We start from the raw sequence: 24,982 nt of genomic DNA, 5'->3' as shown, positions 1-24,982 counted from the left end.
GCCATCTGTCGTCTTTAAAACGATGGTTATGGCTGCTTGATATTAGAGGGTGTCGCACTTCGGAGTTGAATTCGGGACAGAGTTAGCTGGCTTATTCAGTTATGGCTAAAATTAGGCTGTTTGTATTGCTGGTTTATTACTTTTTCTTAGATTGATAACGATAAAGAATAATGCCCCAACGACCAACAACCCCGCAGAAAGATAGAAGCCAATGGCTTTAGATCCCGTTATATCTGAGATAAAGCCGGTCAATGGCGGTGCAATAATTGACGACGACATCCCCGATAAGTTGAAGATAGCTAGAGCCCTTGCCATTCTTATTTTCGGTGCACGCTCAGTAACATAAGAGATCAATATTGGGTCAAGAGCCATCTTTCCAAGGAACCCATAGACAACAAGGCTAATCATCAGTGCCGTGGTGTTCGGGGATAAGACGGTAAAAGCCAACATCAGGCCACCGGCAATTTCCAGCGTCACGACCATCTTGATCATCTGTGACTTAAACTTATCAGCCAAAGAGCTAAAGAACAGCGCACCAGGAACCGCGACCATAGCGACCAAAGCCGAAGCCCCGCCAATAGCAGCTCCCTCGAACCCGCGCTCTGTCTGTAAGTAGCTTGGCAACCAAGTTACGATCATGTAGTAGCCATAACAGGTACAGAAATAGAGGAAATATACCGCAATCAGCTCCGGGCTGAGTAAAGATGCCCCTTGTTGCTCAGTCTCTGCTGTAGCCGAGTCTTGTTTTTTAGGCTCGACTGCAACGTGTGCTTTTTTATGGGGCTTTATCACTATCGCAAACACAACAAGCATTACGAAGATCACAGCCGCTGAAATATACAGCACGTTGTTCCATGCCATACCCATGTTCTTGACCAGAACACTGGATCCGATAAGGCCGATCCCCATACCGACGGCTGAACCACTATTAACGATTGCTGAAGCAAACGCACGACGTTCTTGTGGAACATGCTCACCAGACAAAGAGTAAGCAGAGCAAAAGAAAGAAGCACACCCTAATCCGGACAGCAATGAACCTGCATATACCATGTTGATTGAGGGCGCATTGGCAATGACCAATGTACCTATCGTAAATAAGCTGAAGCCGCATAACAGCGTCAACTTTTGCCCCATTTTTTCAACAACAATAGAGGCTGGTATTTGGCCACCGCAATATGCTGCAAAGTAACATGTAGCAATAAAGCCTATCTGTGTATCACTAATATCACCAAGCGCAGACTGAATTTCTGGATAAATCGGCGTTAGAACCGTACGATAAATCCAAATAGCGACCCAACCAAAGCAAAGTATTACGACAAGTTTCTTCCAGTACTCAATACCGGATTGATTACGAGTTTCCATATTAATTTCCGTGTATTATTTGTAAGCTAGCTCATAAAGCACATTAATCAGTGCTTCGACGCCAACAGTTAGATCATCGACATGTGTTTGTTCTGCTGGGTTATGACTAATACCAGCAATACTCGGAATAAAGATCATTCCTGTAGGAATGCGAGGGGCAAAGATCTGCGAGTCATGCCCTGCACCACTGTGCATTCGCATATAGTTCTTACCTTGCGACTCAAACGTCGAGTCAATGAGATCGACCAAAGTTGGATCCATCGGAATTGGCTCTTCGTCCATAAACAGATCAACATCGATTTCAATGTCCATGCTGGCACAAATTTGCCTCATGTCGGCAATGATCTGATCGCTGAAGCCTAGTAGTTTTTCCTTATCAGTATGGCGACAATCCATGCTGAACAAAATATCACCCGGCACCACATTGACGGTATTTGGCTTAGGAGCAACTTTACCGAAGGTCAATACCAGCGGATCACCGACTGCTTTTGCTTTATCAATCGACTGGCTACAGATTTTGCTGAAAGCATAAACCGTATCTTTACGGTAACCCATTGGGGTAGTGCCAGCATGGTTGGCTTCACCTTTTAGGGTAATATTGTAGCGGCGCTGACCAGCAATACTGGTGACGACACCTAGCTGCTTACCCTCAGTTTCCAAGACTTTACCTTGCTCAATATGCAGCTCGACAAAAGCTTTGATGTCTTTTCTAACAGTGCGGTCAGTTGCAAAATCAAACCCGCATTTTTTCATTGCATCAACAAAATTGACACCCTTGCTATCGGTCAGATCTTTCACCGCATCATTATCAGCAATACCGACAATGTTCTTACTTCCCCAGAATACATAAGGAAAACGGCTACCTTCTTCTTCAGCCAAAGAAACAACTTCAAGTGAACGCTTTGGTGAACCGTGCTGATCTTTTAAGTATTGCATGGCAATAAAAGCAGCCTCGATACCAAACTGGCCATCGAGATTACCGCCATTTACGACAGTATCAATATGCGAACCAGACATAATCACCTGATCCGGGAACTCTGTGCCTTCCAAGCGTCCGTAGATATTCCCCACATCATCTGAATAAGCCTGCAAACCGCTTTTTTCAAATAAATCTAACAACGTGTTTTGTGCTGATAACCACTCTTCGGTATACAGGAGACGTGTCATACCCGCCCCTTCTTGATAACCATACTGAGTGATTTTTTTCGACGTTTCTTCTACCTTTGTTTTTAATAGCTCCATCTTTTCATTCCTTATTTTGTTTCAAAATATGTATTTCTGACAGGCTGTTCATAACGGTACAGGTGCTTAATAAGAGTTCTTTCTTGTATTATTTTTTCTGCTTATCCATTAAATGCAGATTTATGATCGTAGGAGTTGATGTATATTTTATCTGAACGCAAGTACTCATAAACATCATCGATAATGTCTATTCCATTTTCTCTTGATTTTGCTTCAATTAGATCACTATTCTGACCCGGATATAATACCTTATCAAAACCTGGAGCTGGGCGGATATCACCTAATTCCTGCATAGTTTGAGAAATTGATTCAATGAAGTATTCTTTTGTTGTGAAAAATTCGGGGTTAATCACAATATGTAACTGGCCTAAATTGCGCCCTTGCGTTAAATCATCGTACATTGAGCTGACGTTTTTACCGAAAGGCAGACCCAACATTACGCCAGAAAGAATATCAACCATCATCATCAAACCGTATCCCTTTGGTCCGGCGATAGGTAATAGTGCTCTCACTGCATGTGGATCAGAGGTTGGGTTCCCTGTGCTATCTACCGCCCAGGTATCAGGAATTGATTGGTTACGAGAGCGAGCATCCAGAACCTTACCCCAAGCTTGTATCGTGGTCGCCATATCAAAGTTGATTGTCTTACCATCAGGGCCAGGCGCTGAAAAAGCAATTGGGTTGGTACCATAGTAAACTTCGCTGCCACCAAAAGGGACAACCATAGGATCTGATTGGCACATTGAAATCGCGATAAGTCCCTGCTCGGCTGCGTATTTGGTAAAATAACCCAACGCACCACTATGACTCATCCGCTTCACGCCGATAACAGCGACACCTTTCGACTTTGCCATCTCAACCGCTTTATCCATGGCGTTCTTTGCAATGACATGGCCAGCGCCATTATCACCATCGTACAGTGCACTACAGGGGCCTGTTTCTTCGTAAGAAAATTGAGGATTCGCATTTATGCCTCCTTTCGATATTCGCTCCGAATAATACTCCACCCGAACAGCACCATGTGAGTGCACACCACGCTCATCGGCAAAAACAAGGACATCTGCAACAATGTCAGCATGTTCATCAGATAAACCGGCTTGTTTTATTTTATTTTTAATTAATTGATGAAGCTGCTCACTTGAAAGAATCATAATGTACTCCATGATAAATATTTAATTTCACGGGCTAATAGGTTTATTTTATTTCTTTATAAATCTATAGTAGCTTAAGAAATATATTGTTTTGTGATCTATAAACACTCAATTAAACTTCATGATTTTTTCTGTTTATCTGTAAATAATCATTAAAAGGTTTTATATAGTGTTTATGATTTTCTGTAAGTTTAAGAACAACCACATTCCCAGTAATGTATCGGCACCAGAGTAGTGACCATGTTCTAAAAGCCGGGAAGCATAGTAACTAAAATCATTCGGGCTGGCGTTTATTAGGTCTAGTAATGCAACTGAAAAATATCCGTTTCTTGCTTGCTCTAGATATCCAGCACTCACTGATGTTGTCCAGTAATCTAGATCTAACGATAGGGGCAACAACTTATGCGCATTTTCTTTTAAATCAAGTTGACTATAAGCACAGGCCAGCATGCCAACCAACATATCATCATGGCTGGGCGTTAATCCTGGCCCCGCCCCAATAATGCCTTTCCAGCATGGTGTTTTTCCATCAAACCATTGGTACAACTGGGCCAATATTGGATAAAAAGACGTCTTGTCTTCGTCCTTTATAATGTCTAACAATGAGCCATATAACCCCGTTTCCTTTTCTTGTTTACTCAGAAAGTCAGTCAACGCCAACAAGGAAATAGATGATGCCCCCTGCGCTTTAAGCCATACCCCATTTACTCCCTTATGCAGATGCAAATCGTTAACTATCATGCCATTACTGACTAAGCGTATATCGCAAGCACCCGGTGCAAGCGAACTTAACTGATTAAATACCTGGGCTGACACTGACCAGCCGGAGGGACTCATTCCCGCATCACTGCGGTGTAGGGTTAGTACCTTGTTATCTTCAGTTAGAAAATTAATCGCCTTACTGCCACTGCCAGCAAAACGTAACGGTCCTTGCCTAAAAGGTGCTGACAAACTGTAGGCTAACGCTTCATTTTCCATCAAGTCCCCCCGGTTTGATCTAGGCAGCCATCAGGCCGCCTCCACACGACTTACTTAGCCTCAAAGCCCATATCTTGAGCCAAGGCTTCTAAGGCTTTTTCAAAACATGCTAGTGGTGCCCTTACTGTACCGGCCCCAATTTGCCCAATACCTGCTTCCTTATGGGCAACGCCTGTATTGATAACAGGCGTAATCCCGGTTTCAACCACATGTCGCACGTCGAGACCCAGGCAAGCTCCTTGGAAATTCCATGAAGGGATTTGTAGCAAAGAGTTTTGTTCAACAAAAATCTCGGCCATTTCTTCCGAAACATCAAGCGCAACGTCAACCCCACCAACACCGACAAAGCGTGTAACGCCTGGTGCAGCGACCATCGCAGCGCCACCGACGCCGTAGGTTTCAGTAATGGCACTATCACCGATATCTGAATTGGCTTGGTCTTGGGAATAACCAGTGAAATACAAACCTTCAGGTGTGTTGACTGGCGCAGTAAACCATTGGTCGCCTAGCCCACTGACTCGAATACCAAAATCCTTACCATTACGCGTCATTGCGGTAACAATAGAGCCGGCCTTGACTGTCGCACCAGCATCCATTGCACACTTACAAAATGCCATTGCCAGATTCAGGAAAAATTGGTCGGTAATACTGAGGAAGTCAAATACCCTCTTCAATACATCCTTGCTGATGTCGACAGCGGCAATGCTCGGCGCAAGCGTTCTCAATAGTAATGAGGAGGTAGCGATGTTACGTTGGTGAAATTCATCCCCCATGGTAATGCCTTGGGCCATGATAGCCCCTAAGTCAACCCCACCATCAGTATTTTTCAACGTATCTTTGAGTACCGGCATCAACTCTTCACGCATCCAGTGCAGACGTTGCTGGACCTCGTCACCGTAAGCGCCAAAGCGCATGACTTTACCAATACCTTCGTTCATATTGCAGTAAGCGAAATTACCGTCGGCTTTATTTTCAACCACAATCACTGGCATGTTTGCTGATGTAATTCCCCCCATAGGGCCAACTGCATTATGGTGATGGCAAGGACTGAATTTAACCTCGCCGCTCGCAAGCATGGTCATTGCTTCTGTGTCTGAAGTTGCCCACCCTTCGTATAAACAAGCGCTGACACAGGCGCCTTGCATTGGCCCAGTCATTTCTTCCCATTGGATCTGAGGGCCAGCATGCAATAAATGCTTTCCTTCAGCCAACCACGAGATAACTTCACCTGCAGAGGCGACATCAACCCAAAATGGACGAGCTGATTTCACTTTTTCCAGAACGGCGGTGTTGGCTTCATTAATTGATGAATACATATCTTTGCTTCCCTATTGCATTTGCTTTAAAAGACTGGCTAATTTTGAGTTTCCGCCCGCGATGGGGGCCCACTGATAATGCACAACAGGCGTAGACGCAGATTGCAAATCATCAGCAAAGCTACGCAACCCCGCATTCACCACCTTGATCCCATCTAAGAGGAAAGGTCGCTCTTTAGCTGTCTCAATTTCTTGTTGTGTAATTAACGCTTCTGACAGCAACACCGCTTCTTCCAAGGTGTTGACGACAGCGACCCCCGCATCAACTAACGTGTCAATTTGCTTCGAACGTTGCTGAGGATCGTCTTGAGTACCAGTAACGGTTGCAATAACATGCAGTGGACTTTGTCGTTTGGATTTAACACTTTCAACCGCGTCTATGAGAGCTGCAGCTGGATCTGCTGTCGCGCCATAGCCGATCACAACATCTAGCAGTAAGACACCAACACTTTCTTCAACAGCACGTTTCTCGATTTCTAAGGTACGGGTTGTGGGATCGATCATCGGGTGAGGACGTCCAACCGTATAATGATCATCACCGAGGTCGATAATAAGATGACCGCCATCATTGAGCATGACACCTTGGCGATGGGCATCATCGACTTTGAGGCCTAACTGCTCTGCAGCAAGCATCGCAGCCTCAGCAGCCAGCGTACCACCGGTATACAAACCAAGAATGTTTTTTCCAGCAGTGTGATTGCAAGCTGGAACGTACTGCCGGACGTTGGCTAACATCGCAGCAAGCCTACCGGCTTCAGCAAGGCTATTGGCAAAAAAGACATTGCCATCGCGAGGTTTATCTTGGCGTGTGCCCAGAAATAGAGCGACAACGGGTTTACTCATTTCCTTCATTGCTTGAATAACAACTTGCTCAACGTCAGGAGCCGGGGGTTTAGAAACAAATGCAATAACTTCAGTTTCTTGGTCACATTCCATCATTCTCAGTGCACTCAATGCACTTGCACCGCCAACTTCCGCCGACAGGTCACGACCGCCTAAACCAAGTGCATGCGTGATCCCTTGCCCGGCCAAACAAACTTGCGAAGCTAGCTCCTGAATACCGGTACCTGAAGCGCCGACTATGCTTATTGGCCCTTTCGGTAATACGTTAGCAAAAGCGAGTGGCGAGCCTGCCACCATGGCGGTACCGCAGTCAGGCCCCATAACCAACAGTCCTTTTTTAGCGGCTTTCTTTTTCAATGCCACTTCCGATTCAACAGGCACATTGTCTGAAAACATCATCACATTGAGATCATTATTCAGTGCCTCATCAGCTAAATCGGCGGCATAATCTCCTGCCACTGAGATCAAAGCCAAGTTGGCCTCAGGCTGTTTTGCCAGTGCGGTTTGCCAACGACGAACCACGTCAAGTCGTTGCCCTCCAGCAGAAGCCTGCGCAACCGACGCAAGAGCATCGTTTAGCTGCTGTGCGATCTCTTCAGATACATCACCGCTATCAGCCGTTGGCCTAATCGCGACACATATATCGTTTGGCGTCGCATCGTCAAACATCGGGTGCCATAATCCTGTAGATTCCAGCAACGACTTATTAGCAGGCGTCCCCATCATTACAGACACTTCTTCGACATCACAGCCATTACTTAATTGCCTTGATATCAGCATCAAGCTCACTGAGTCCTGAAAACAACCTTTTTTTATAAATGCTTGGATCATGTATGACCACCCTTCAATCCCAAAATAAATAACGATGAGAAAGCTATTTATTACTTCTCGCTTCCTTGTCTTGAGTTAAAGGTTAAGGCAGTGATAGATATAAAATATTGAGCAATATCACACTCAAAATATTGTTATAATATTTTCATGAATGCCCTGATTATCGTTCAATCTTTATTGATTAAGTTTAATGTAAAACTGAATCCTTTAAGATTTTTTATATAATTCACAAGCTATTTTAAAAATAATTCTCTTACACTTACTTTTAATTACTTTATCAATATTAGACTTCGGTCAATTTTTTTTCTTCCATATTCTTTTATAAAACATGACTTACTATACATTCAAGGAATAGCTATGCTGGACAGGGAAACCATCCGTTCTTTCATGAAAGTGGCCGAACATGCCAATTTTTCAAAAGCGGCTGAAGAGTTACATAAAACACCGGCAGCCATCAGCTATCGAATAAAGGTGTTAGAAGACGCTGTCGATACACAGCTCTTTATTCGTACAACAAGAAGTGTCAACCTCACCGAAGCTGGTGAGCACTTACTTAGCCAGTGTCAAAAGTGGCTTGATTGGATGGAGAGTATGCCTGATGAACTGCGTCAAATTGCAGATGGTGTAGAACGCTATATTAATATCGTAGTGAATAACCTACTCTTTGATGAACATGCGGTATCCCAGCTTATACTTGCATTACATGAAGCTTTTCCCTTTACCCAGATCAATATCTCCAGCGCGGTATATATGGGAGTATGGGATGATCTATTGAATAATGACTACCACTTCGCAATCGGTGTTCCGGGGCTCGACACGATTGAAAATTCAGTGAAACTTCGTCCTTTAGGTAAAATGAGTTGGAGCTTTACCCTGGCGCCCAACCACCCACTAGCCGCGCTCAACATGCCACTCAAAGAGTCGCAGCTCAGACATCACCCTGCGATTAATATTGAGGATAGTTCGCAGCATATCAACAAACGCACTGCATGGCTGTTACGCGATCAGAAAGAAATTAAGGTACCTGACTTATCAACAAAAGTAGCCTGCCATAAGAACGGTGCTGGTATTGGTTTCCTGCCAAAAAACCTCGCGAGGCCTTTGATTGATGAAGGGTTATTAATTGAGAAAGAAGTGCAGTGGAGCCGTACTCCATCTCCACTTTCGATTGGTTGGCGTCAAGACTCAACTGGTGAAGTAACCCAGTGGATTATAGAGCTATTCAAAAATAACGACCCCATAATCCAAGGGTTCTTAAAAAATATCGATCAACTAACTCACTAAGACATCTTCGGGGGCTACTGTGCATGCTGGTCTGACACATGTCCCCTTTTCACCCACTAATATTTGCTCTACGTCCTGCAAGGCACCAATAAAAGCAATTTGACCTGTCCGCTCCACAAATTGAATAACGGCTTCTGCTTTCGGTCCCATTGCACCATCAGGTGCCGCAAAAGGACGCATCTGGCTAACAGTGACATCCCTTAGTGCTTTTTGGTTAGGCGTACCCCAATCTTGATAAACGGCATCCGCATCGGTAAGGATCATCAAGTAATCAGCACCAATTTGCTCGGCAAGCATTGCAGCGACAGCGTCTTTATCTATCACCGCTTCTACACCACGGAACCCAACGTCCTGTTGCACCACGGGCACCCCACCGCCGCCGCAGCATACCACTGTTTTTCCCTGGTCTAAAAGGCTTACAATTGTATCAGCTTCAATAACTTGAACAGGTTTTGGTGAAGCAACCACGCGACGGATATATTGGCCATCTGGTTTCATTTTCCATCCATGTTGTTTTTCTAGTTTAGTCCTGTCTTGTGGCGAATATACCGGCCCAATATATTTGGTTGGAGCAGCAAAAGTAGGGTCGGATGCTGACACTTCAACCCGGGTTAACAGGCAAGATACATCACTCATGCCTTGTTCTGTTAATGAGTGCATGAGCATATAACCCAACATACCTTGCGTTTGAGCCACTAAATTATCAAGTGGATAAGCCGGCACCTCGTTGTAGGCCGAATTCTGTAGCGCCAGTAAACCAACTTGTGGCCCGTTGCCATGCACGATGGTGACATCATAATCTTGATCAAGTTGCTTAATGAGTACAGCTGCCTTGTCTATATTATGTTGTTGGTTTTCTGCCGATAACACTTCACCACGTTTGAGCATGGCATTACCGCCCAACGCAATAACAATTCTTTTTTTATTCATGACACACCTATTTAATATTTACCCTGCGGGATGATAAATACACAAAATCATATTTAACTTTGTACATTTAAAATATTAACGACTCTATTTTATGTCTAGTCTATATTTGTGATTTACTTCTTTATCAAACATTTTTATTTAATTCTGACATCAGCATACAATTATACCTTTAAGTGGAAATTGAGTTACCTTGATCACACTTTTACTCTCTTATTGGGTTAATATTTATTGACCAACACAGCTTCTGGTAATAGGGCCCATAAAACTTCCTTCCGGGCCCGTTTTTTTAGGTGATAGATTCGAGGTACAAGATGGGATACTTAAACAACAATACTGGATACATAAATGATTTACTGGCAACACGCGCAGTAATTAAAAAGAACAACTTTGCAATTCTTCCTCCTGACGGGTTAGTTAAAAATATTCTACCTGGCTTTGAAAATTGCGACCTAACTATCCTGTCATCACCACAACTAGGTGCCAGTTTTATTGATTATCTAGTAACCCTTCATGATGGCGGCAACAATCGTAGCGGATTTGGTGGAGAAGAAATTGAAACTTTTTTCTATGTCATGTCCGGACAAGTTGCTGTCGAAGCTGATGGTCAAAGCCATACACTCACCGCAGGTGGCTATATTTACTGTCCTCCGGGAGCACTGTTATTCATCGAGAATGCCAACCAAGGCGAAGATAGCCAGGCCTTCTTGTATAAGCGAAAATACCAACCTATCGCAGGTTACCAGCCTCACCTAATCGTTAACCACCGTGATAATCTAGAGAAAATCCACTATGAAGGCATGGAGAATGTCATTGTCGAGGACTTGCTCCCGAAAGATTTAGGTTTCGACATGAACTTTCATGTACTGACTTTTGAGCCAGGAGCTTGCCATGGCTATATCGAGACACATGTTCAGGAGCATGGTGCTTATATTCTCAGCGGTGAAGGTGTCTATAACCTAGACAACAATTGGATCCCGGTGAAAAAAGGCGATTACCTCTTCATGGCAGCCTACGTTCCCCAAGCCTGCTACGCAACAGGAAGAGGTGAGCCGCTCAGCTATATCTACTCCAAAGACTGTAACCGAGATATTTCATTATAAACCTCCATCACTGCTAAACACTACGCGTAACATCGCCTTTGGAAGCGCCGGTCCAATCTTGCGCTTCCTTTTTTTTAATCATAATTTGATTATCAAAACTTTTTATAGAAAAACAATTCTTCCACTCATATCAATGATCTCATAGCATTAATCCATATATCCTCAGGTTAAGTGCCGCCACCATGCGACGGAGCAAAACATTTAACTGTCGCATAATAGAGCTGGAAGAATAAGATAAAGGAGCCCGCAATCAATGACGATTAACAATGAACTGTTTGAAACCCTCAATCCACCACAGCGCTTGCTGATGGGGCCAGGTCCAATCAACGCCTACCCTCGTGTCTATCAAGCTATATCCAGCCAACTCATCGGCCAGTATGATCCGGCGATGACAGAATACATGCGTCAAACCCAACAGCTGTACCGCCAAGTATTTCATACCCAAAACCCTGAAACGTTACTCATTGATGGTACGGCAAGGGCAGGTATTGAAGCGGTATTGGTGTCTATTCTTCAGCCCGGCGACAAAGTTTTGATCCCAGTAATTGGTCGCTTTGGCCACTTACTGTGCGAAATAGCCCAGCGCACCGGTGCCGAAATCACCACCATTGATGTTGAGTGGGGTAAGATCTGTGATCCTCAGCAAGTCGAGGACGCCATCAAACGTGACAAACCTAAATTACTGGCCACTGTTCAAGGCGATACGTCAACAACAATGAATCAGCCACTGGCTGAAATCGGTGAAATTTGTAAACGTCATGATGTGCTGTTCTATTGTGACGCCACGGCTTCTGTGGCCGGTAATGATCTATTGGTTGATGACTGGCACCTTGACGCCGTTTCCGTCGGCCTTCAAAAGTGCTTGGGTGGCCCATCAGGCAGCGCACCACTGACCCTGAGCCCTAAATTTGTCGAGCAGATCAATCGCCGTAAACATGTTGAAAAAGGGATCCGTGATAATCACCATATTGATGGTGAGGAAGCGATGATCCAATCCAACTACTTTGATTTACCGATGATCCTCGACTATTGGGGCGAAGAAAGGCTGAACCACCATACCGAAGCCACCTCGATGCTGTACGCCGCACGAGAATGTGCAAGAATCTACCTAGAACAAGGTCCAGCGAATGTCATTGCACGCCATAAGCAAGCGGGAGGTGCCATGGCGGCCGGTCTGCAAGCCATGGGCTTACAACTATTTGGCGATCAAGACTACAAGATGAATAATGTCGTTGGTGTATTTATCCCTGATAGAGTTGATGGCGAAAAAGTTCGTCGAGAGCTATTAACTCGATTCGGTATTGAAATCGGGACGTCATTTGGCCCACTTCAAGGCAAAATATGGCGTATCGGTACGATGGGATATAACGCCCGCCAAGAAGCTGTGCTTCATACACTCGCAGCACTTGAAGCCGTACTGCATAAAAATAAAGCCCAAATACACCTTGGTGCATCAGTCGCCACAGCAATGGAATATTACTGATCCCAACCATGCCTGCTATCAGGTTGAAATAAAACAGTGCCACCGTAAGGTGGCACGCTGTTATTTAGTCGCTACGTTTTTTGCCTTACCGTCGGTTCAACTAATGAGTCTGATTTTCCATCATTCCTGCCACTTGAAAGGCTGTTAACGTTAGGTTTTCAGCACCACCAGCAAGGGCTTGGGATAAGGTGCACGGTTTAGACAAAATCGAGAAACATGCCACGATGCCCACTTGGCGTAATGCATCACAGCCATCGCCCAATGACCCCGCCAAAGCAATGGTCGGGATACCCATTGATTGCGCTAACTTTGCAACGCCTGCCGGTGTCTTACCGCCCAATGTTTGCCCATCCACTCGTCCTTCTCCGGTGATAACCCAGTCGGCCCCTCGCAATTTTTCAGCCAGTGAAACCGTGTCCGACACAATGGTAATCCCGGGTTTCAACTCTGCTTGCATGAATGCCAACAAACCAGCACCCATTCCCCCAGCAGCACCAGCTCCGGGCACATTAACCACCTGACAACCTAACTTTTCATCAATACAACCTGCATATCGAGCCAATGCCAGATCCAGTTGCTCAACAACATCAGGGGTGGCACCCTTTTGTGGGCCAAAAATGGCAGAAGCACCGCGAACTCCAATCAATGGATTATCAACATCACATGCCGCAATAACCTCAACGCCAGCAAGTCGAGGATCCAAGCCTTCCATATCAATGTCTGCGATGCGCGATAACTGAGCACCGCCATGGCCAATGGGATAGCGGTACTTATCGAGAAACCTAACACCAAGCGCCTGCATCATCCCAGCTCCGCCATCGTTAGTTGCACTACCACCAATAGCGACAATCAACCGTTTTGCTCCGACATCTAGCGCCGCTGAAATCAATTGACCGGTCCCGTAGCTGGTTGTTAAACGAGGATCCCGCTGATCTGAGGTGAGTAACTCTATCCCCGAGGCTCTTGCCATTTCAATCACGGCCGTCTCACCGTCACCCAGCATACCGAACTGAGCCTCTACCTGCATATCCGGTAATGGCCCCATCACCTTCACCGTATGACGATGCCCATTTGTCGCATCGACTAATGCATCCAACGTGCCTTCCCCACCATCAGCCATAGGCACACATACCACCTCACTGGATGGTAAACGTTGGGTGATGCCTTTTTTTATCGCCCGGCACACTTCGGCCGCACTTAAACTTTCCTTGAATGAATCAGGGGCAATGACTATTTTCATCCACCATCTCCTTTTCTAAACACACCAGCAAAAACCACAGCGGGCACCGAGGTGCCCGCTGGTTTGGTTAGTCTCGGATAGAGTGATTACTCATATGCTCAAGCGCTTTGATCATTGCAGAGTGATCCCATCCACTTCCATCGAGCGCGGCGCAGGTATTAAACAACTCCTGTGCGGTAGCCGTGTTGGGTAAGTTCAATTGCAGCTCACGCGCACCTGTAAGGGCAAGATTAAGATCTTTTTGATGCAGCTGGATACGGAAGCCTGGGTCAAATGTCCCTTTGACCATACGCTCACCATGCACCTCGAGAATTTTCGAAGACGCAAAACCGCCCATTAATGCCTCACGGATCTTAGCTGGGTTCGCGCCAGCTTTTGAAGCAAACAATAGTGCTTCACCGACAGCTTCAATATTCAAAGCGACAATGATCTGGTTGGCAACCTTACAAGTCTGGCCATCCCCGTTACCACCAACAAGGGTGATGTTCTGTCCCATCACTTCCAACAGCGGCTTAACTTGTTCAAAGATATCATCTCGACCACCGGCCATAATAGATAACGTGCCCGCTTTTGCGCCCACTTCACCACCAGACACTGGCGCATCGACATACCATGCACCAAGAGCTTCAACTTTCTGGGCAAACTCTTTCGTTGCCATTGGCGAGATAGAGCTCATATCTACCACAACTTTACCGGCGGCCAACCCTTTGGCGATACCAATGTCAGAGAACAGAACATCTTCAACCTGAGGGGTATCCGGCACCATTGTAATGATCACCTCGGCAGCTTCTGCTACAGCCGCTGGTGTCGGGCACGCAAAACCTTTCTCCCCCAGCAATTCAGCGGGTGCAGGCTCAAAGTGCTCAGAGAAGTACAAGGTATAACCTGCGTCCTGCAGATTTTTTGCCATTGGCTTACCCATGATCCCCGTACCAATAAATCCAATATTTTTCATCCGATTCTCTCCCTTCCTTAAACTAAATTAAATTCTTTAAGCCAAGTCAAACCCGCCTGAGTACCGTTTGCAGGCACGTATTCACACCCAACCCAGCCGCTGTAACCAATATTGTCGAGATGAGCCAGCAAGAATGGGTAATTAAGCTCACCCGTACCTGGCTCATGACGCCCTGGATTATCGGCCAACTGAACATGGCCAATTTGGCCTAGGTTCGTTTCCAGCGTACGAGCGATATCCCCTTCCATGATTTGCATGTGGTAGATGTCATATTGGTAACGGATATTGTCAGAGCCGACATCTTCCAGTAGGCCAAGGGCCATCCGAGTATTGGATACAAAGAAACCGGGAATATCACGGGTGTTGATAGCTTCAATAACAAAAGCGATGCCTGCAGCCTCTAGCTGTTCATTGGCAAACCGCAAATTATCAACAAGTACCCGGTAAGCATCATCATCGGTGACATGATCCGGTTTAATACCGACCAGGCAGTTTACCTGGCTGCAGCCTAACGCTTTTGCATACTCAATTGCCTTGGGGACACCCAAGCGAAACTCTTCAACTCGGTCAGGATGGCACGCAATGCCACGCTCACCGGCAGCCCAATCTCCGGCTGGCAAATTAAAAAGTACCTGCTGCAAGCCATTAGCTTCCAGCTTCGCGGCAATTTCATTGGCAGGGAAGTCGTAAGGGAACAGGTATTCAACACCACGGAAACCCGCCTCTGAGGCGGCTTGAAAACGGTCCATAAAATCAAGCTCAGTGAAAAGCATTGACAGGTTCGCTGCGAGTTTTGGCATAATTCATGCTCCTAGGTGCTGTGGCATTCCAGCCACAGCAAATTCGAAATAAATGATCAAAATTGATGGGTATGTCTTCGCTAGAAAAGCTTACAGGTCGACGGTTTCTTCAAATTCCATCACCTTGTCAATGTCTGGCCCCATCGCAATGTTGGTGACGCGCTCGGTCAATACCTCAACCACAACAGGCACTTTGTACTTCTGCAGCCATTCTTTCGCCTGCTCTAACGCAGGGCCGATGTCTTGAGGCTGATCCACACGAATAGCCTTACAACCAAGTCCTTCAACGACGCGCTTGTGATCGACACCATATTCTTTCAATTCCGGGGCATTCTGGTTTTCAAAAGAAAGCTGAACGCAATAATCAATATCAAAGGCTCGCTGAGCCTGACGAATAAGACCTAAATACGCATTGTTAATAAGCACATGGATATACGGCAGTTTGAACTGGGCACCTACCGCGAGCTCTTCAATGAGGAACTGGAAGTCATAGTCACCAGAAATGGCGACTACAGGCTTAGACGGGTCTGCTTTTACCACCCCAAGTGCTGCAGGCATCGTCCAACCTAACGGACCTGCCTGACAAGCATTGATCCAGTGCCTTGGTTGATGAACATGCAGGAACTGATTAGCTGCAATTTGTGCCAATCCGATCGTAGACACATACCTTGTATCGGGACCGAATGCTTTATTCATTTCATGGTAAATGCGCTGTGGCTTAACCGGGGTACAATCAAAATCTTCACGTCGTAACATCGTACGCTTACGTTCAGCACAACTAGCGACCCATTCACTCCTATCTTTCAGATCACCGGTGGCCTTCATTTCTCGGGCCACTTCGATAAAGACCGATAATGCATCGTGAGCATCGGAAGCAATACCTAGATCTGGCGAGAAGACGCGGCCAATTTGAGTTGGCTCGATATCAACATGAATAAACTTGCGTCCTTCGGTGTAAGTATTCAGATCCCCTGTATGACGGTTAGCCCAGCGATTGCCGATGCCAAACACAAAATCTGACTCAAGGTAAGTGGCATTTCCGTAGCGATGGTTAGCCTGACACCCCATTCTGCCGGTCATCAAAGGATGCTCATCAGATAATGTTCCCCACCCGCGCAATGTTTGGATAACAGGCACATTCACCAATTCAGCAAATTCACGCAGAAGTTCAGAGGCGTCAGCATTAATGATCCCGCCACCAGCGACCAAAACAGGTTTGTCAGCCTGGTTCAGCATTTCTAGCGCTTTCTTAGCTTGATCTTTTGTCGCCGATGTTTTTGAAGGAGTCATTGGCTCATAGAGATCAATATCAAACTCAATCTCAGTCATCTGTACATCAATCGGCAAATCCAACAGTACTGGACCAGGGCGGCCAGAACGCATTTCATAAAACGCCTTTTGGAAAGTCCCTGGCATCTGGCCAGCTTCTCGAATTGTTACCGCCATTTTCGTTACAGGTTTGGCAATTGCTTCGATATCAACCGCCTGAAAGTCTTCTTTATGTAGCTTCGCAACAGGTGCCTGGCCAGTAATGCAGAGAATGGGAATCGAGTCTGCAGACGCTGAATAAAGACCGGTGATCATATCGGTACCCGCCGGGCCAGACGTACCAATACACAGACCAATATTACCCGGTGCTGTGCGGGTATAACCTTCAGCCATATGAGAAGCACCTTCAACATGTCGTGCTAGCACATGGTCAATGCCTCCTATCTTCTTCAGAGCTGCATACATAGGGTTAATCGCGGCACCTGGGACACCAAATGCAGTATCCACACCTTCTTTTTTAAGAATTAATACTGCCGCTTCTATTGCTCGCATTCTTGCCATAATTTTTCTCCACCTAAAGATAGGATAAGTTTTGTCACCCTAACCAAATAGGATTTAATTAAATTAAAAATATTTAAAAGCTGATGGTATAATTGGCAGATAATTTTTTAACAATACAATTATCTTCACCCGCTCGGTCAATCGTTAGAAAGTCTGTTTCTTTATTTTTTGCAAACAGTAAATAATGCCAGACATTACGGTGGTAATTTACGCCTTGATTTCCGTTTGTGATAAATGCACGTAATGTCGACTCTTCAATATTGTCATCACCCTGAGCAACAATAACTATAAATCGCTCACCGTTTAATGGAAAGAAAGCCTGACTTCCTTTAGGGTGCTTTTCCAATAAGTCGAATGAGAGGCTGTTATCAAAGCCAGCGGCTCGAACAATACTAATCAACGGGGCAGCAGTATCTGACACATCAATAGCTCCAAGAGCATGAAAACGCTGACCTGAGCGATCATTGATATAGAAAAATTCGGAGTTATCCGTTTCAATCACATCACCAAAAGGGGCAAATGCCTCTTTAGTGAGAGGCTCTACTGTTAATTCTCGCATAATTAAAGTCACCTAATATAATTACCAAATTAATTTAAAGGGTTAACCGTTATTAAACGACTAACAATCATAATCGGTATATTCCCCTTCTCTGAGGATAATAAAAACAGAGATCCACATTGAAATACTTGACCTAGACCACACTTTTTTTTCTCAGTATGTTTTTCAAACAATATAGGAATGATTAGTAAAAAAATTTATTGCCAATCAAGCTCGTTCTTTAAAGTTAATTCATTTAAATCAACGTTAAAAATTAAAAATAATTTAATAAAGAATGGTAACAATCCATATGAAAGGGGAAAAACATGACATTCAGAATTATAAGTAGTTTGAACAATTGAAATTTCGTGCAAAAAAAAACCACCTGCAAAGGTGGCTTCCTTATTCATATTAACTTTTGATTATGACTCTTTGATCGTCACTTTCTCGATAATGATGTCGTCCAGTGGCACATCTTCGTGACCAAAGCGGGTCATGGTCAGAGCCTTACCAATATTGTTCACCACCATCATGCCGGCAGTGACTTTACCAAATACGGCATAGCCCCAACCTTGATTGGTGGTTGACGTGAAATCAAGAAAGTCATTGTCTTCCAGGTTAATGAAAAACTGCGCTGTCGCCGAATGGGGTGCATCAGTACGGGCCATGGCAATGGTACCGACTTTATTTTTTAAACCACGGTTGGCTTCATTTACAATCGGATCACGGGTCGGCTTTTCCTTCATGCCAGGGAGGTGACCTCCACCTTGGATCATAAAACCGTCGATGACACGGTGGAAAATAGTCCCTTCGTAGAAGCCATCCTTGCAGTATTGCAGGAAGTTCTTTGAGCTAACCGGCGCTTTATCGAAATCCAGTTCAATTTCGATATCACCAAAGTTTGTCGTGAAAATAATCATAAAAATATCTTAGCTAAATGTGCGTTGCTGGCAGTATACAAAGCTTAGCGGATACCGCAAACACTAACGCCCTACTCCCACGCTGTTAGCATTTTGGCCAATAACCCATCAAGCTGTTGTTGCTCTTCCTCCGATAACACCTTCAATCTATCTTGGTTGCTATCATGTAGCTCACGAATGATGTCATCGATCAGCACTTTACCCTCTAGTGTTAATTGCACCAATTTGCTGCGTTTATCCTTGGGATTATCAACCCGATCAACCAAACCAGCTTTGGTCACCCGGGTAAGCACTTTGGTTAAGCCACCAGAGCTTAGCAACATCGAACTGTACAGCTCTGTTGGTGACAAGCAAAACGGCGCGCCAGCCCGCCTCAAGGAGGCCAGTACGCCGAAATCGGCACTTTGCAACTGGTATTGATCAATCACTTTTACCAAGTCTTGCTGTAGATAATCATGAATACGGTGAATACGTAAAATCGGCGGTGAGTATTGTTCAAACGATTCAGGCCAATTTTCTTTTATACTTTTCAATATATTAGAAACAGTCTCTTGCTTTACCATCTGCCTACTCCTTCCTAACCTTTATAAATATATCTTGCTGGGAAAATAAACGCCATATAATATATTTCCAGAAAGATAAATAAGCGATTTTATGGCTAAGAAGCAACTATTCAAGGCAATGCAGCAGGTAACTGCTTAAAGATAAAATTACTATTGTCATTCCTTGGTATTGAACACCAGTGGAAACACGTCAATATTTCAGATAACGAGACTAAAACAACAGAATTCTTGGCTCTCAATCCTAATGGTAAAATCCCAACAGTCGTTTTAAATGACGGTCGAGTGCTTTGTGAGTCCAATGCAATATTAGAATATTTTGCAAAAAATACGCCTTATCTACCTAAAGACAGTTATCAAAGAGCAAAAGTGTACGAATGGCTTTTCTTTGAACAATACTCACATGAGCCTTATATTGCTGTGGCACGTTTTATCCAGAAGTGTCAAGGTATGCCAGAGCACCGCCTAGAAGAATATAAGTCGCTACAATCAGGTGGTCATAAAGCTCTACAAATCATGGAACTACAGCTGTCAAAATCAAAATTCTTAGTTGGTGGTAGTATTTCTATCGCTGATATCGCACTGTATGCTTATACCCATGTCGCTGACGAAGGTGGTTTCAGTCTTGACAACTATCCCAATATATTATGTTGGTTGGGTTCTATAGCATCGATGGATGGCTGCGTGGGTATGCCTTGAACACGCGCGTAACAAGGCTATGTCATTAATCAGTTGCCGGTGCGAAAATCACATTCTAAATTAATGTTCGATATGAGAAGAGAAAGTTTGATATCACGTGAAAAATCACTATATTTTCGATTTGTGGCATCTGGATATGCACTGCTTGCATTTTTTCAATTCTTGATGGCAAATTTGGCGGGTAATTTTTATGGTGATGAGTTCCAGACAACCGACTATATTGATGAACTCTATTACTTTGCTACATTGCTTGTGATTATCGCAGCTTATATTATCGAATTAGGGTATAAAATATCATTCATTCTAACAATATCATGTAGTTTAATCGCTTTTTTGTATGCAGACGCACTAGCTCTCTTTACGGCCTTATTATTTCTTACATTGATATATTTCTTAGCGAAAGTTAGTAAGTTCAGGCTCTCACCTTGAGGAGCCTATTGGCTTCTCATGTGCAAGCTGTATTGGCAATCATATAGCGGTGGCAGGTACTGCTCCTATAGATAATAGTAAAACTGTATTCGTAGGAAGTGTCTACGAACTAACAATCACCTCCTTGGTGAGTCAGCAACGAAGTGGGTGCATTGATTGCCACCCGAAAGGCGAATTTACTGGTTTATTGTTCTACTTTCTCATAGGTTTGCTGCATTTCTTCCGGTGCAATACCGTAACCGCCATCGGTCAGGTATCCTTCTCTGTAAACTTTCATCCCTGCGTCGTTCCAATCCACTTCAATAACGGCGGTTTCACCATCAAAGCTACCGAGTAGGCTCAAGATATCGTCAGTAATAGGGATCGCCTTAATACTTTTGACCCGCTTAAAGGGCATAAAGGTATCGAACATAGGCAGTTCACCATACGTAGTCATCCACACTTCTGTCGGCACTAGCCACTCATTATAAACCGCACCAACAACAGGTGATGGATTACGGGCAATAACGACCTCATTGGTTACCGTATTCTCTGTTTCCAATACGGGCTTTCCATCATCGTCGGAAACGTAAGTCGGGAATGCTTTTCCCATTTCAACTTTATGCGGTAGGCGCCCTAAGGTAACGGCTTTCTTACGGTATTCAACTGCATCTTCAAATTGCACCATGATTTCAGGTACTGCCTGAAAGGCAACTGGAGCCGGCAAAGTCGACGAAAGTACAGGCCAGGATGACAATAAAGCGAAAGCGCATGAAGTAAGAGAAAGCTTTCTCATTTTTAATCTCAACGGTAATCTTAACGGTAATCTTAACGGTAATCTTAACGGTAATCTTAACGGTAATCTTAACGGTAATCTTAACGGGGATATAGTAATGCTTCTCAGGCCTTCATGCCATGCATTAACAACACAATATTCACAATTGGCCATAACGGTTGTGTAGATCTCTCCATATAGCGAACTTCATGATTTTCATCAAATAAGAATACACACATGATTGCAATGCTCGCTCATTCATTAGATGATGGAGCTGCCTGTCCAATCCTATGAAAGCATATGGAGGTGGTTATGGAAAAGAATGCTTCTTGGCTAAAATGGCTAATGCATGCAATGACACTTGGGCCTTTAGCACACCTCGCCATTGGCTTACCGGTCTATTTCATCTTATTTTCTGGCTCAGTCGTTTACGCTGTCGGTCTTTGCTTATTCACTGTTGCAAGCCTGTTGCCGTTTGAATTTATTCACTCTCTGGCACTCACCTATACTGTTTCAGGAAAGCTGCTAGTCGGTTTTACCCTATACCATGGTTGGCCAGTGCCATTAATGAGTTTGATCCCTGCATTGTATCTCGCTGTCCTGCTGTTTTTACGCTTTAAGCTAAGGGATACCAATTTCAGGCAATGGTCCACCTATCTGGTCGAAAATGTCTGGCGTTCAATTTTTCTTTCACTCATCGTAATGTTCATCGGCCTAGCCGCTGGCCTTTCCCTCCACCTCAGTGCATATTTATCAGGACTTTCGGCAACCGGTTATCTGTTCTACCGCATTTGCCATTTCTATGTCCCGCTATGGAGCCAAGTGATCCGACGGTATCAAAGCAAGGCAACACCATAATTCCTGACTAAATCAGATAATCTGAACTGCATTTTCTTCAACTATGCTTTAATAGGGAATGCGCTAATGACTTCAAGCCCCAATCAAATAATGACCCACCTCGCGTATTTGGGTTGGCACCTTTTGCATTTAGTCTTATCTGTATATGGGCTGATAAAACCCTGTTTGGGCTCAATGCGCACAAGGTATTTATTGCCTACAGTGCGGTCAGCCTCAGCCGTAATGCCCTGTTGCTCAGTAGCCTCTTTGCCCTCACAAGTTAAAAGGGTTATAGGCAGGAAGCCCGTGCTTGCGGCAAGCGGATAATAAACCTTGCTCCGCCGCTGTCACTTTCACTTATCTGTAGCTCTCCCTGATGCAGCGCTACCACCTGGGCCACAATCGCCAAGCCTAAGCCATGACCACCAGACTGTCTGTCTCTCGACGTCCCAACCCGATAGAAAGGCTTCAATACATTTTCTCTTTCACCCGAAGGTATACCGCAGCCATCATCGTCCACCTGAATCGTCAATACACTGTCTTGGCAAAATGCTTTGACAACAATGCACTGTTCAGCATACCGAAAAGCATTGCGGATAATATTAGATACCGCACGCTCTAAGTGATGGGCATCAACATCAAAGACACAATGTTTGGGGCAATCCAAGATCAGTTGCTTAACGGTGTCCTTTTGGCAATGAACAAGCGTGTGTTGTAATACTTCGGACACATCCCGTTGTTGCAATTGTAATGTCACGCCAGAGCGTTCCATCTTGGCAAAATACAGCAGCTCTTCAATCAGAGATTCAAGTTCATCGACATCTTCATAAAGCCCAGCAAGTGTGTTTTTTTGTCCTGTATCCAGTGCGGACTCTTCCAATAAATCAAGTTGACATTGCATCCTGAAAAGTGGTGTTCTGAGCTCATGGGCAATGGCATTGGTCAGGTGTTTGTGACTCTGGATCAACTCGGAAATCTTATCCGCCATCTGGTTAAAACGGGCATTGAGACGGCCAACACGGTCTCCCGCTTTTTCAGAGGCCCTGACTTTGAAGTCACCATCAGAAAAAGCCATTGTGGCTTTTTCCAACTTCCTAAACCGGCTGGACAAGATCTTCAGCATAATGGCACTGTAAAGCGCAAACGTGGCGAAAAAAGACACCCATAGCAATTTGACCTCCAGATCCAACATCTGCCATAGATCTTGCTCAGTATCAGGCTGAAGAAAATACACCTTTTTCTGATCGCCGTATACAACCCAATATTGGTTTTCATCTTCAAACAAAGCGCCGCGCCGGCTGAGCTTATCGTGTTCGGCCTGTGTGAAACCAAGCAGATCCCAGCTATAAGGCTGATAGGTTAAATGACTTTGTTCGGCATAGCCTGCCAGGAGCTTATCGGCTTGTTCTTGGCCTCGCTGCGCAGCAACATCATTCAAAATCTGCATAACACTAGAAACATGACTTATTTCCAGCTCTGCTTCGTAGTTTGTCGTTAGCTCCTGGGTCACAAAAGAAAAGACCAAAATGCAAAGGAAGAACAAACCACATAGACCAATAAAAAACTCTAAATAAAGACGCTTCATGGACTCAGCCTACCAGCGATCAGGCACAAACAAGTACCCTTTGCCGCGTACTGTAATAATCTTCCTTGGTAGAGACGGATTGTCGCCCAGCTTTTTGCGCAGAGTAACAATTTTATTATCGATGGTGCGATCTAAGCCATCATATTTGATTCCACGCGTTTCCATAACCAAAAACTCACGCGTCAGTACTTCGTCGGGGTGGCTTGCAAGCAACCACAGTAAGTTGAATTCACTGTCTGTCAGGCATACGGTTTCACCATCCATTTCGCAATTACGGCTGCGATGATTGATTGATAGTTTACCGTAACGCTGCTCTTGTTCATCGGACGCCGTCTGTTGGTTTTGGCTCTGCTCATCAGTCCCCAACGTTCCGCCATTTATCTGGCGACGCAGCAACATTCGAATCCTTGCCAGCAGTACACGTGGCTTGATTGGCTTATTAACGAAATCATCGCCCCCCACTTCCAGCCCGGCGACATGGTCAATATCATCATCGCTGGCGGTCAGGATCATAATTTTACTCTGTATCTTGCCACGGATCTTACGGCAGATACTCAACCCATCCATGCCTGGCAGCATGAGATCCAATACCACGAGATCGGGTTGGTGGCTGATAATCACATCGGGAGCTTGAAGCCCATCATGCACTGTGATCACTTCAAACTGCTGTTGCCGAAGGTAATTTGCCAGAAGCTCACACAACTTTTCATCATCTTCAACCAACACGATTTTTAACATGTAACCAACCCACACCAAATAAAACAACGTTCAAAAAAGGAGGATACACAATATTCGAACCCATTTCGATAGCTTATAGGATCAAAATTTAACATTCATGCCTGATGTGGTGTAAAGGAGATCGACCGACCAACTGCAATAATACTTGGTTCTTAGCAGCATAGTAATGCTTCAATACGGCCAGCCGGTAATAACAACGGCCAATGTGGCACATATTGTGGCTTTCGTTATAGGACACGACTAACAGCGAGCAATCATTACGTGTATACCAAAACCGTGTAACTGGCGGAGCGGAGCTTCATGACGTTCCACCAGCAGGAATCCACGCGCCTATCCCGCTGATTCGAAGTGAAAACCAATAGGGTGTTATCTAACAAATAACAGCTAGCTTCACGCCTTTCTCCTCTCTATACACAGCATTTCGTCGGGGGACACCTAATCCAAGGCTTAACTGTAGTGGCGGAGGGCTGGGCTCGCATTCAACCAGGGACGCACACGACCGGGACTCATTCGACCGAAGGGCGAACACCTAACTCAACGCATACAAAAAAGCCTCAGTCTTTCGACTGAGGCTTCG

At 44.8% G+C, this 24,982-nt stretch carries 23 protein-coding genes; 5 read left to right on the top strand and 18 right to left on the bottom strand.

Annotated features, from left to right (window positions below; genetic code table 11):
* Positions 1–111: 111 nt before the first annotated feature.
* From ACVA53_RS23670 to fdrA, 6 genes are all read right to left on the bottom strand, one after another.
* Positions 112–1,362 carry an MFS transporter gene (locus ACVA53_RS23670; RefSeq protein WP_446506465.1) on the bottom strand — a complete coding sequence of 417 codons (1,251 nt, stop codon included), beginning with the start codon at positions 1,360–1,362 and terminating at the stop codon, positions 112–114.
* A gap of 15 nt (positions 1,363–1,377) precedes the next feature.
* Positions 1,378–2,604: an allantoate deiminase gene (allC, locus tag ACVA53_RS23665; RefSeq protein WP_446506464.1), complete on the bottom strand. Its 1,227-nt coding sequence runs from the start codon at positions 2,602–2,604 to the stop codon at positions 1,378–1,380.
* Between the two features lie 101 nt (positions 2,605–2,705).
* The gene (gene allD / locus ACVA53_RS23660; protein WP_255044842.1) at positions 2,706–3,755 is read right to left on the bottom strand and encodes an ureidoglycolate dehydrogenase; all 1,050 of its coding nucleotides are present in this window, start codon (positions 3,753–3,755) and stop codon (positions 2,706–2,708) included.
* 162 nt (positions 3,756–3,917) lie between these two features.
* Positions 3,918–4,733 (bottom strand): DUF2877 domain-containing protein, encoded by an 816-nt coding sequence (locus ACVA53_RS23655; protein WP_446506463.1) that lies wholly within the window; start codon positions 4,731–4,733, stop codon positions 3,918–3,920.
* Positions 4,734–4,783: 50 nt separating this feature from the next.
* Positions 4,784–6,049: a DUF1116 domain-containing protein gene (locus ACVA53_RS23650; RefSeq protein ID WP_446506462.1), complete on the bottom strand. Its 1,266-nt coding sequence runs from the start codon at positions 6,047–6,049 to the stop codon at positions 4,784–4,786.
* A 12-nt stretch (positions 6,050–6,061) separates the two neighbouring features.
* A complete protein-coding gene (gene fdrA, locus ACVA53_RS23645; protein ID WP_446506461.1) occupies positions 6,062–7,723 on the bottom strand; it encodes an acyl-CoA synthetase FdrA in 1,662 nt (553 codons plus the stop codon).
* Between the two features lie 357 nt (positions 7,724–8,080).
* Between fdrA and allS the strand changes: the two genes are divergently transcribed.
* Complete coding sequence (allS, locus tag ACVA53_RS23640) at positions 8,081–9,007, top strand: HTH-type transcriptional activator AllS (protein WP_446506460.1); 927 nt, start codon at positions 8,081–8,083, stop codon at positions 9,005–9,007.
* On the opposite strand, the gene ACVA53_RS23635 is transcribed toward allS, so the two are convergent.
* Positions 8,996–9,937 (bottom strand): carbamate kinase, encoded by a 942-nt coding sequence (locus ACVA53_RS23635; protein ID WP_446506459.1) that lies wholly within the window; start codon positions 9,935–9,937, stop codon positions 8,996–8,998. The genes allS and ACVA53_RS23635 overlap by 12 nt on opposite strands.
* 311 nt (positions 9,938–10,248) lie before the next feature.
* On the opposite strand from ACVA53_RS23635, the gene allE reads away from it, so the two are divergent.
* Positions 10,249–11,037: a (S)-ureidoglycine aminohydrolase gene (gene allE / locus ACVA53_RS23630; RefSeq protein WP_446506458.1), complete on the top strand. Its 789-nt coding sequence runs from the start codon at positions 10,249–10,251 to the stop codon at positions 11,035–11,037.
* 253 nt (positions 11,038–11,290) lie between these two features.
* Positions 11,291–12,520, top strand: a complete 1,230-nt coding sequence (locus tag ACVA53_RS23625; protein ID WP_446506457.1) for a pyridoxal-phosphate-dependent aminotransferase family protein — start codon at positions 11,291–11,293, stop codon at positions 12,518–12,520.
* A 100-nt stretch (positions 12,521–12,620) separates the two neighbouring features.
* Here the strand turns inward: ACVA53_RS23625 and ACVA53_RS23620 are convergent, their stop codons facing one another.
* The 8 genes from ACVA53_RS23620 to ACVA53_RS23585 all read right to left on the bottom strand — a co-directional run bounded on the left by ACVA53_RS23620 (position 12,621) and on the right by ACVA53_RS23585 (position 19,366).
* The gene (locus ACVA53_RS23620; protein ID WP_446506456.1) at positions 12,621–13,760 is read right to left on the bottom strand and encodes a glycerate kinase; all 1,140 of its coding nucleotides are present in this window, start codon (positions 13,758–13,760) and stop codon (positions 12,621–12,623) included.
* Positions 13,761–13,827: 67 nt separating this feature from the next.
* Positions 13,828–14,715 (bottom strand): 2-hydroxy-3-oxopropionate reductase, encoded by an 888-nt coding sequence (locus ACVA53_RS23615; protein WP_255044831.1) that lies wholly within the window; start codon positions 14,713–14,715, stop codon positions 13,828–13,830.
* Between the two features lie 17 nt (positions 14,716–14,732).
* A complete protein-coding gene (gene hyi, locus ACVA53_RS23610) occupies positions 14,733–15,515 on the bottom strand; it encodes a hydroxypyruvate isomerase (protein ID WP_255044830.1) in 783 nt (260 codons plus the stop codon).
* Between the two features lie 90 nt (positions 15,516–15,605).
* Complete coding sequence (gene gcl / locus ACVA53_RS23605; RefSeq protein ID WP_446506455.1) at positions 15,606–17,345, bottom strand: glyoxylate carboligase; 1,740 nt, start codon at positions 17,343–17,345, stop codon at positions 15,606–15,608.
* A 73-nt stretch (positions 17,346–17,418) separates the two neighbouring features.
* Positions 17,419–17,904 carry an ureidoglycolate lyase gene (locus ACVA53_RS23600; RefSeq protein WP_255044827.1) on the bottom strand — a complete coding sequence of 162 codons (486 nt, stop codon included), beginning with the start codon at positions 17,902–17,904 and terminating at the stop codon, positions 17,419–17,421.
* Between the two features lie 197 nt (positions 17,905–18,101).
* Positions 18,102–18,293: a hypothetical protein gene (locus ACVA53_RS23595; protein WP_255044825.1), complete on the bottom strand. Its 192-nt coding sequence runs from the start codon at positions 18,291–18,293 to the stop codon at positions 18,102–18,104.
* Positions 18,294–18,305: 12 nt separating this feature from the next.
* A complete protein-coding gene (locus tag ACVA53_RS23590; protein WP_255044824.1) occupies positions 18,306–18,803 on the bottom strand; it encodes a peptidylprolyl isomerase in 498 nt (165 codons plus the stop codon).
* Positions 18,804–18,874: 71 nt separating this feature from the next.
* The gene (locus ACVA53_RS23585; RefSeq protein ID WP_255044823.1) at positions 18,875–19,366 is read right to left on the bottom strand and encodes a MarR family winged helix-turn-helix transcriptional regulator; all 492 of its coding nucleotides are present in this window, start codon (positions 19,364–19,366) and stop codon (positions 18,875–18,877) included.
* A 108-nt stretch (positions 19,367–19,474) separates the two neighbouring features.
* On the opposite strand from ACVA53_RS23585, the gene ACVA53_RS23580 reads away from it, so the two are divergent.
* Positions 19,475–20,062: a glutathione S-transferase family protein gene (locus ACVA53_RS23580; RefSeq protein WP_446506466.1), complete on the top strand. Its 588-nt coding sequence runs from the start codon at positions 19,475–19,477 to the stop codon at positions 20,060–20,062.
* A 613-nt stretch (positions 20,063–20,675) separates the two neighbouring features.
* Here ACVA53_RS23580 and ACVA53_RS23575 read toward each other — a convergent pair.
* Positions 20,676–21,266 carry a hypothetical protein gene (locus tag ACVA53_RS23575; RefSeq protein WP_255045446.1) on the bottom strand — a complete coding sequence of 197 codons (591 nt, stop codon included), beginning with the start codon at positions 21,264–21,266 and terminating at the stop codon, positions 20,676–20,678.
* Between the two features lie 291 nt (positions 21,267–21,557).
* Here ACVA53_RS23575 and ACVA53_RS23570 point away from each other — a divergent pair, with 291 nt between their 5' ends.
* Positions 21,558–22,103, top strand: a complete 546-nt coding sequence (locus ACVA53_RS23570; RefSeq protein ID WP_446506454.1) for a hypothetical protein — start codon at positions 21,558–21,560, stop codon at positions 22,101–22,103.
* A gap of 268 nt (positions 22,104–22,371) precedes the next feature.
* On the opposite strand, the gene ACVA53_RS23565 is transcribed toward ACVA53_RS23570, so the two are convergent.
* Positions 22,372–23,667: an ATP-binding protein gene (locus ACVA53_RS23565; protein ID WP_255045444.1), complete on the bottom strand. Its 1,296-nt coding sequence runs from the start codon at positions 23,665–23,667 to the stop codon at positions 22,372–22,374.
* Between the two features lie 9 nt (positions 23,668–23,676).
* The gene (locus tag ACVA53_RS23560; protein ID WP_255045443.1) at positions 23,677–24,405 is read right to left on the bottom strand and encodes a response regulator; all 729 of its coding nucleotides are present in this window, start codon (positions 24,403–24,405) and stop codon (positions 23,677–23,679) included.
* Between the last annotated feature and the right edge of the window lie 577 nt (positions 24,406–24,982).

The sequence above is a fragment of the Photobacterium sp. DNB23_23_1 genome (assembly GCF_052873815.1).
The sequence above is the reverse complement of the archived record's forward strand: the minus strand, read 5'-3'. Positions and strand labels throughout refer to the sequence as shown.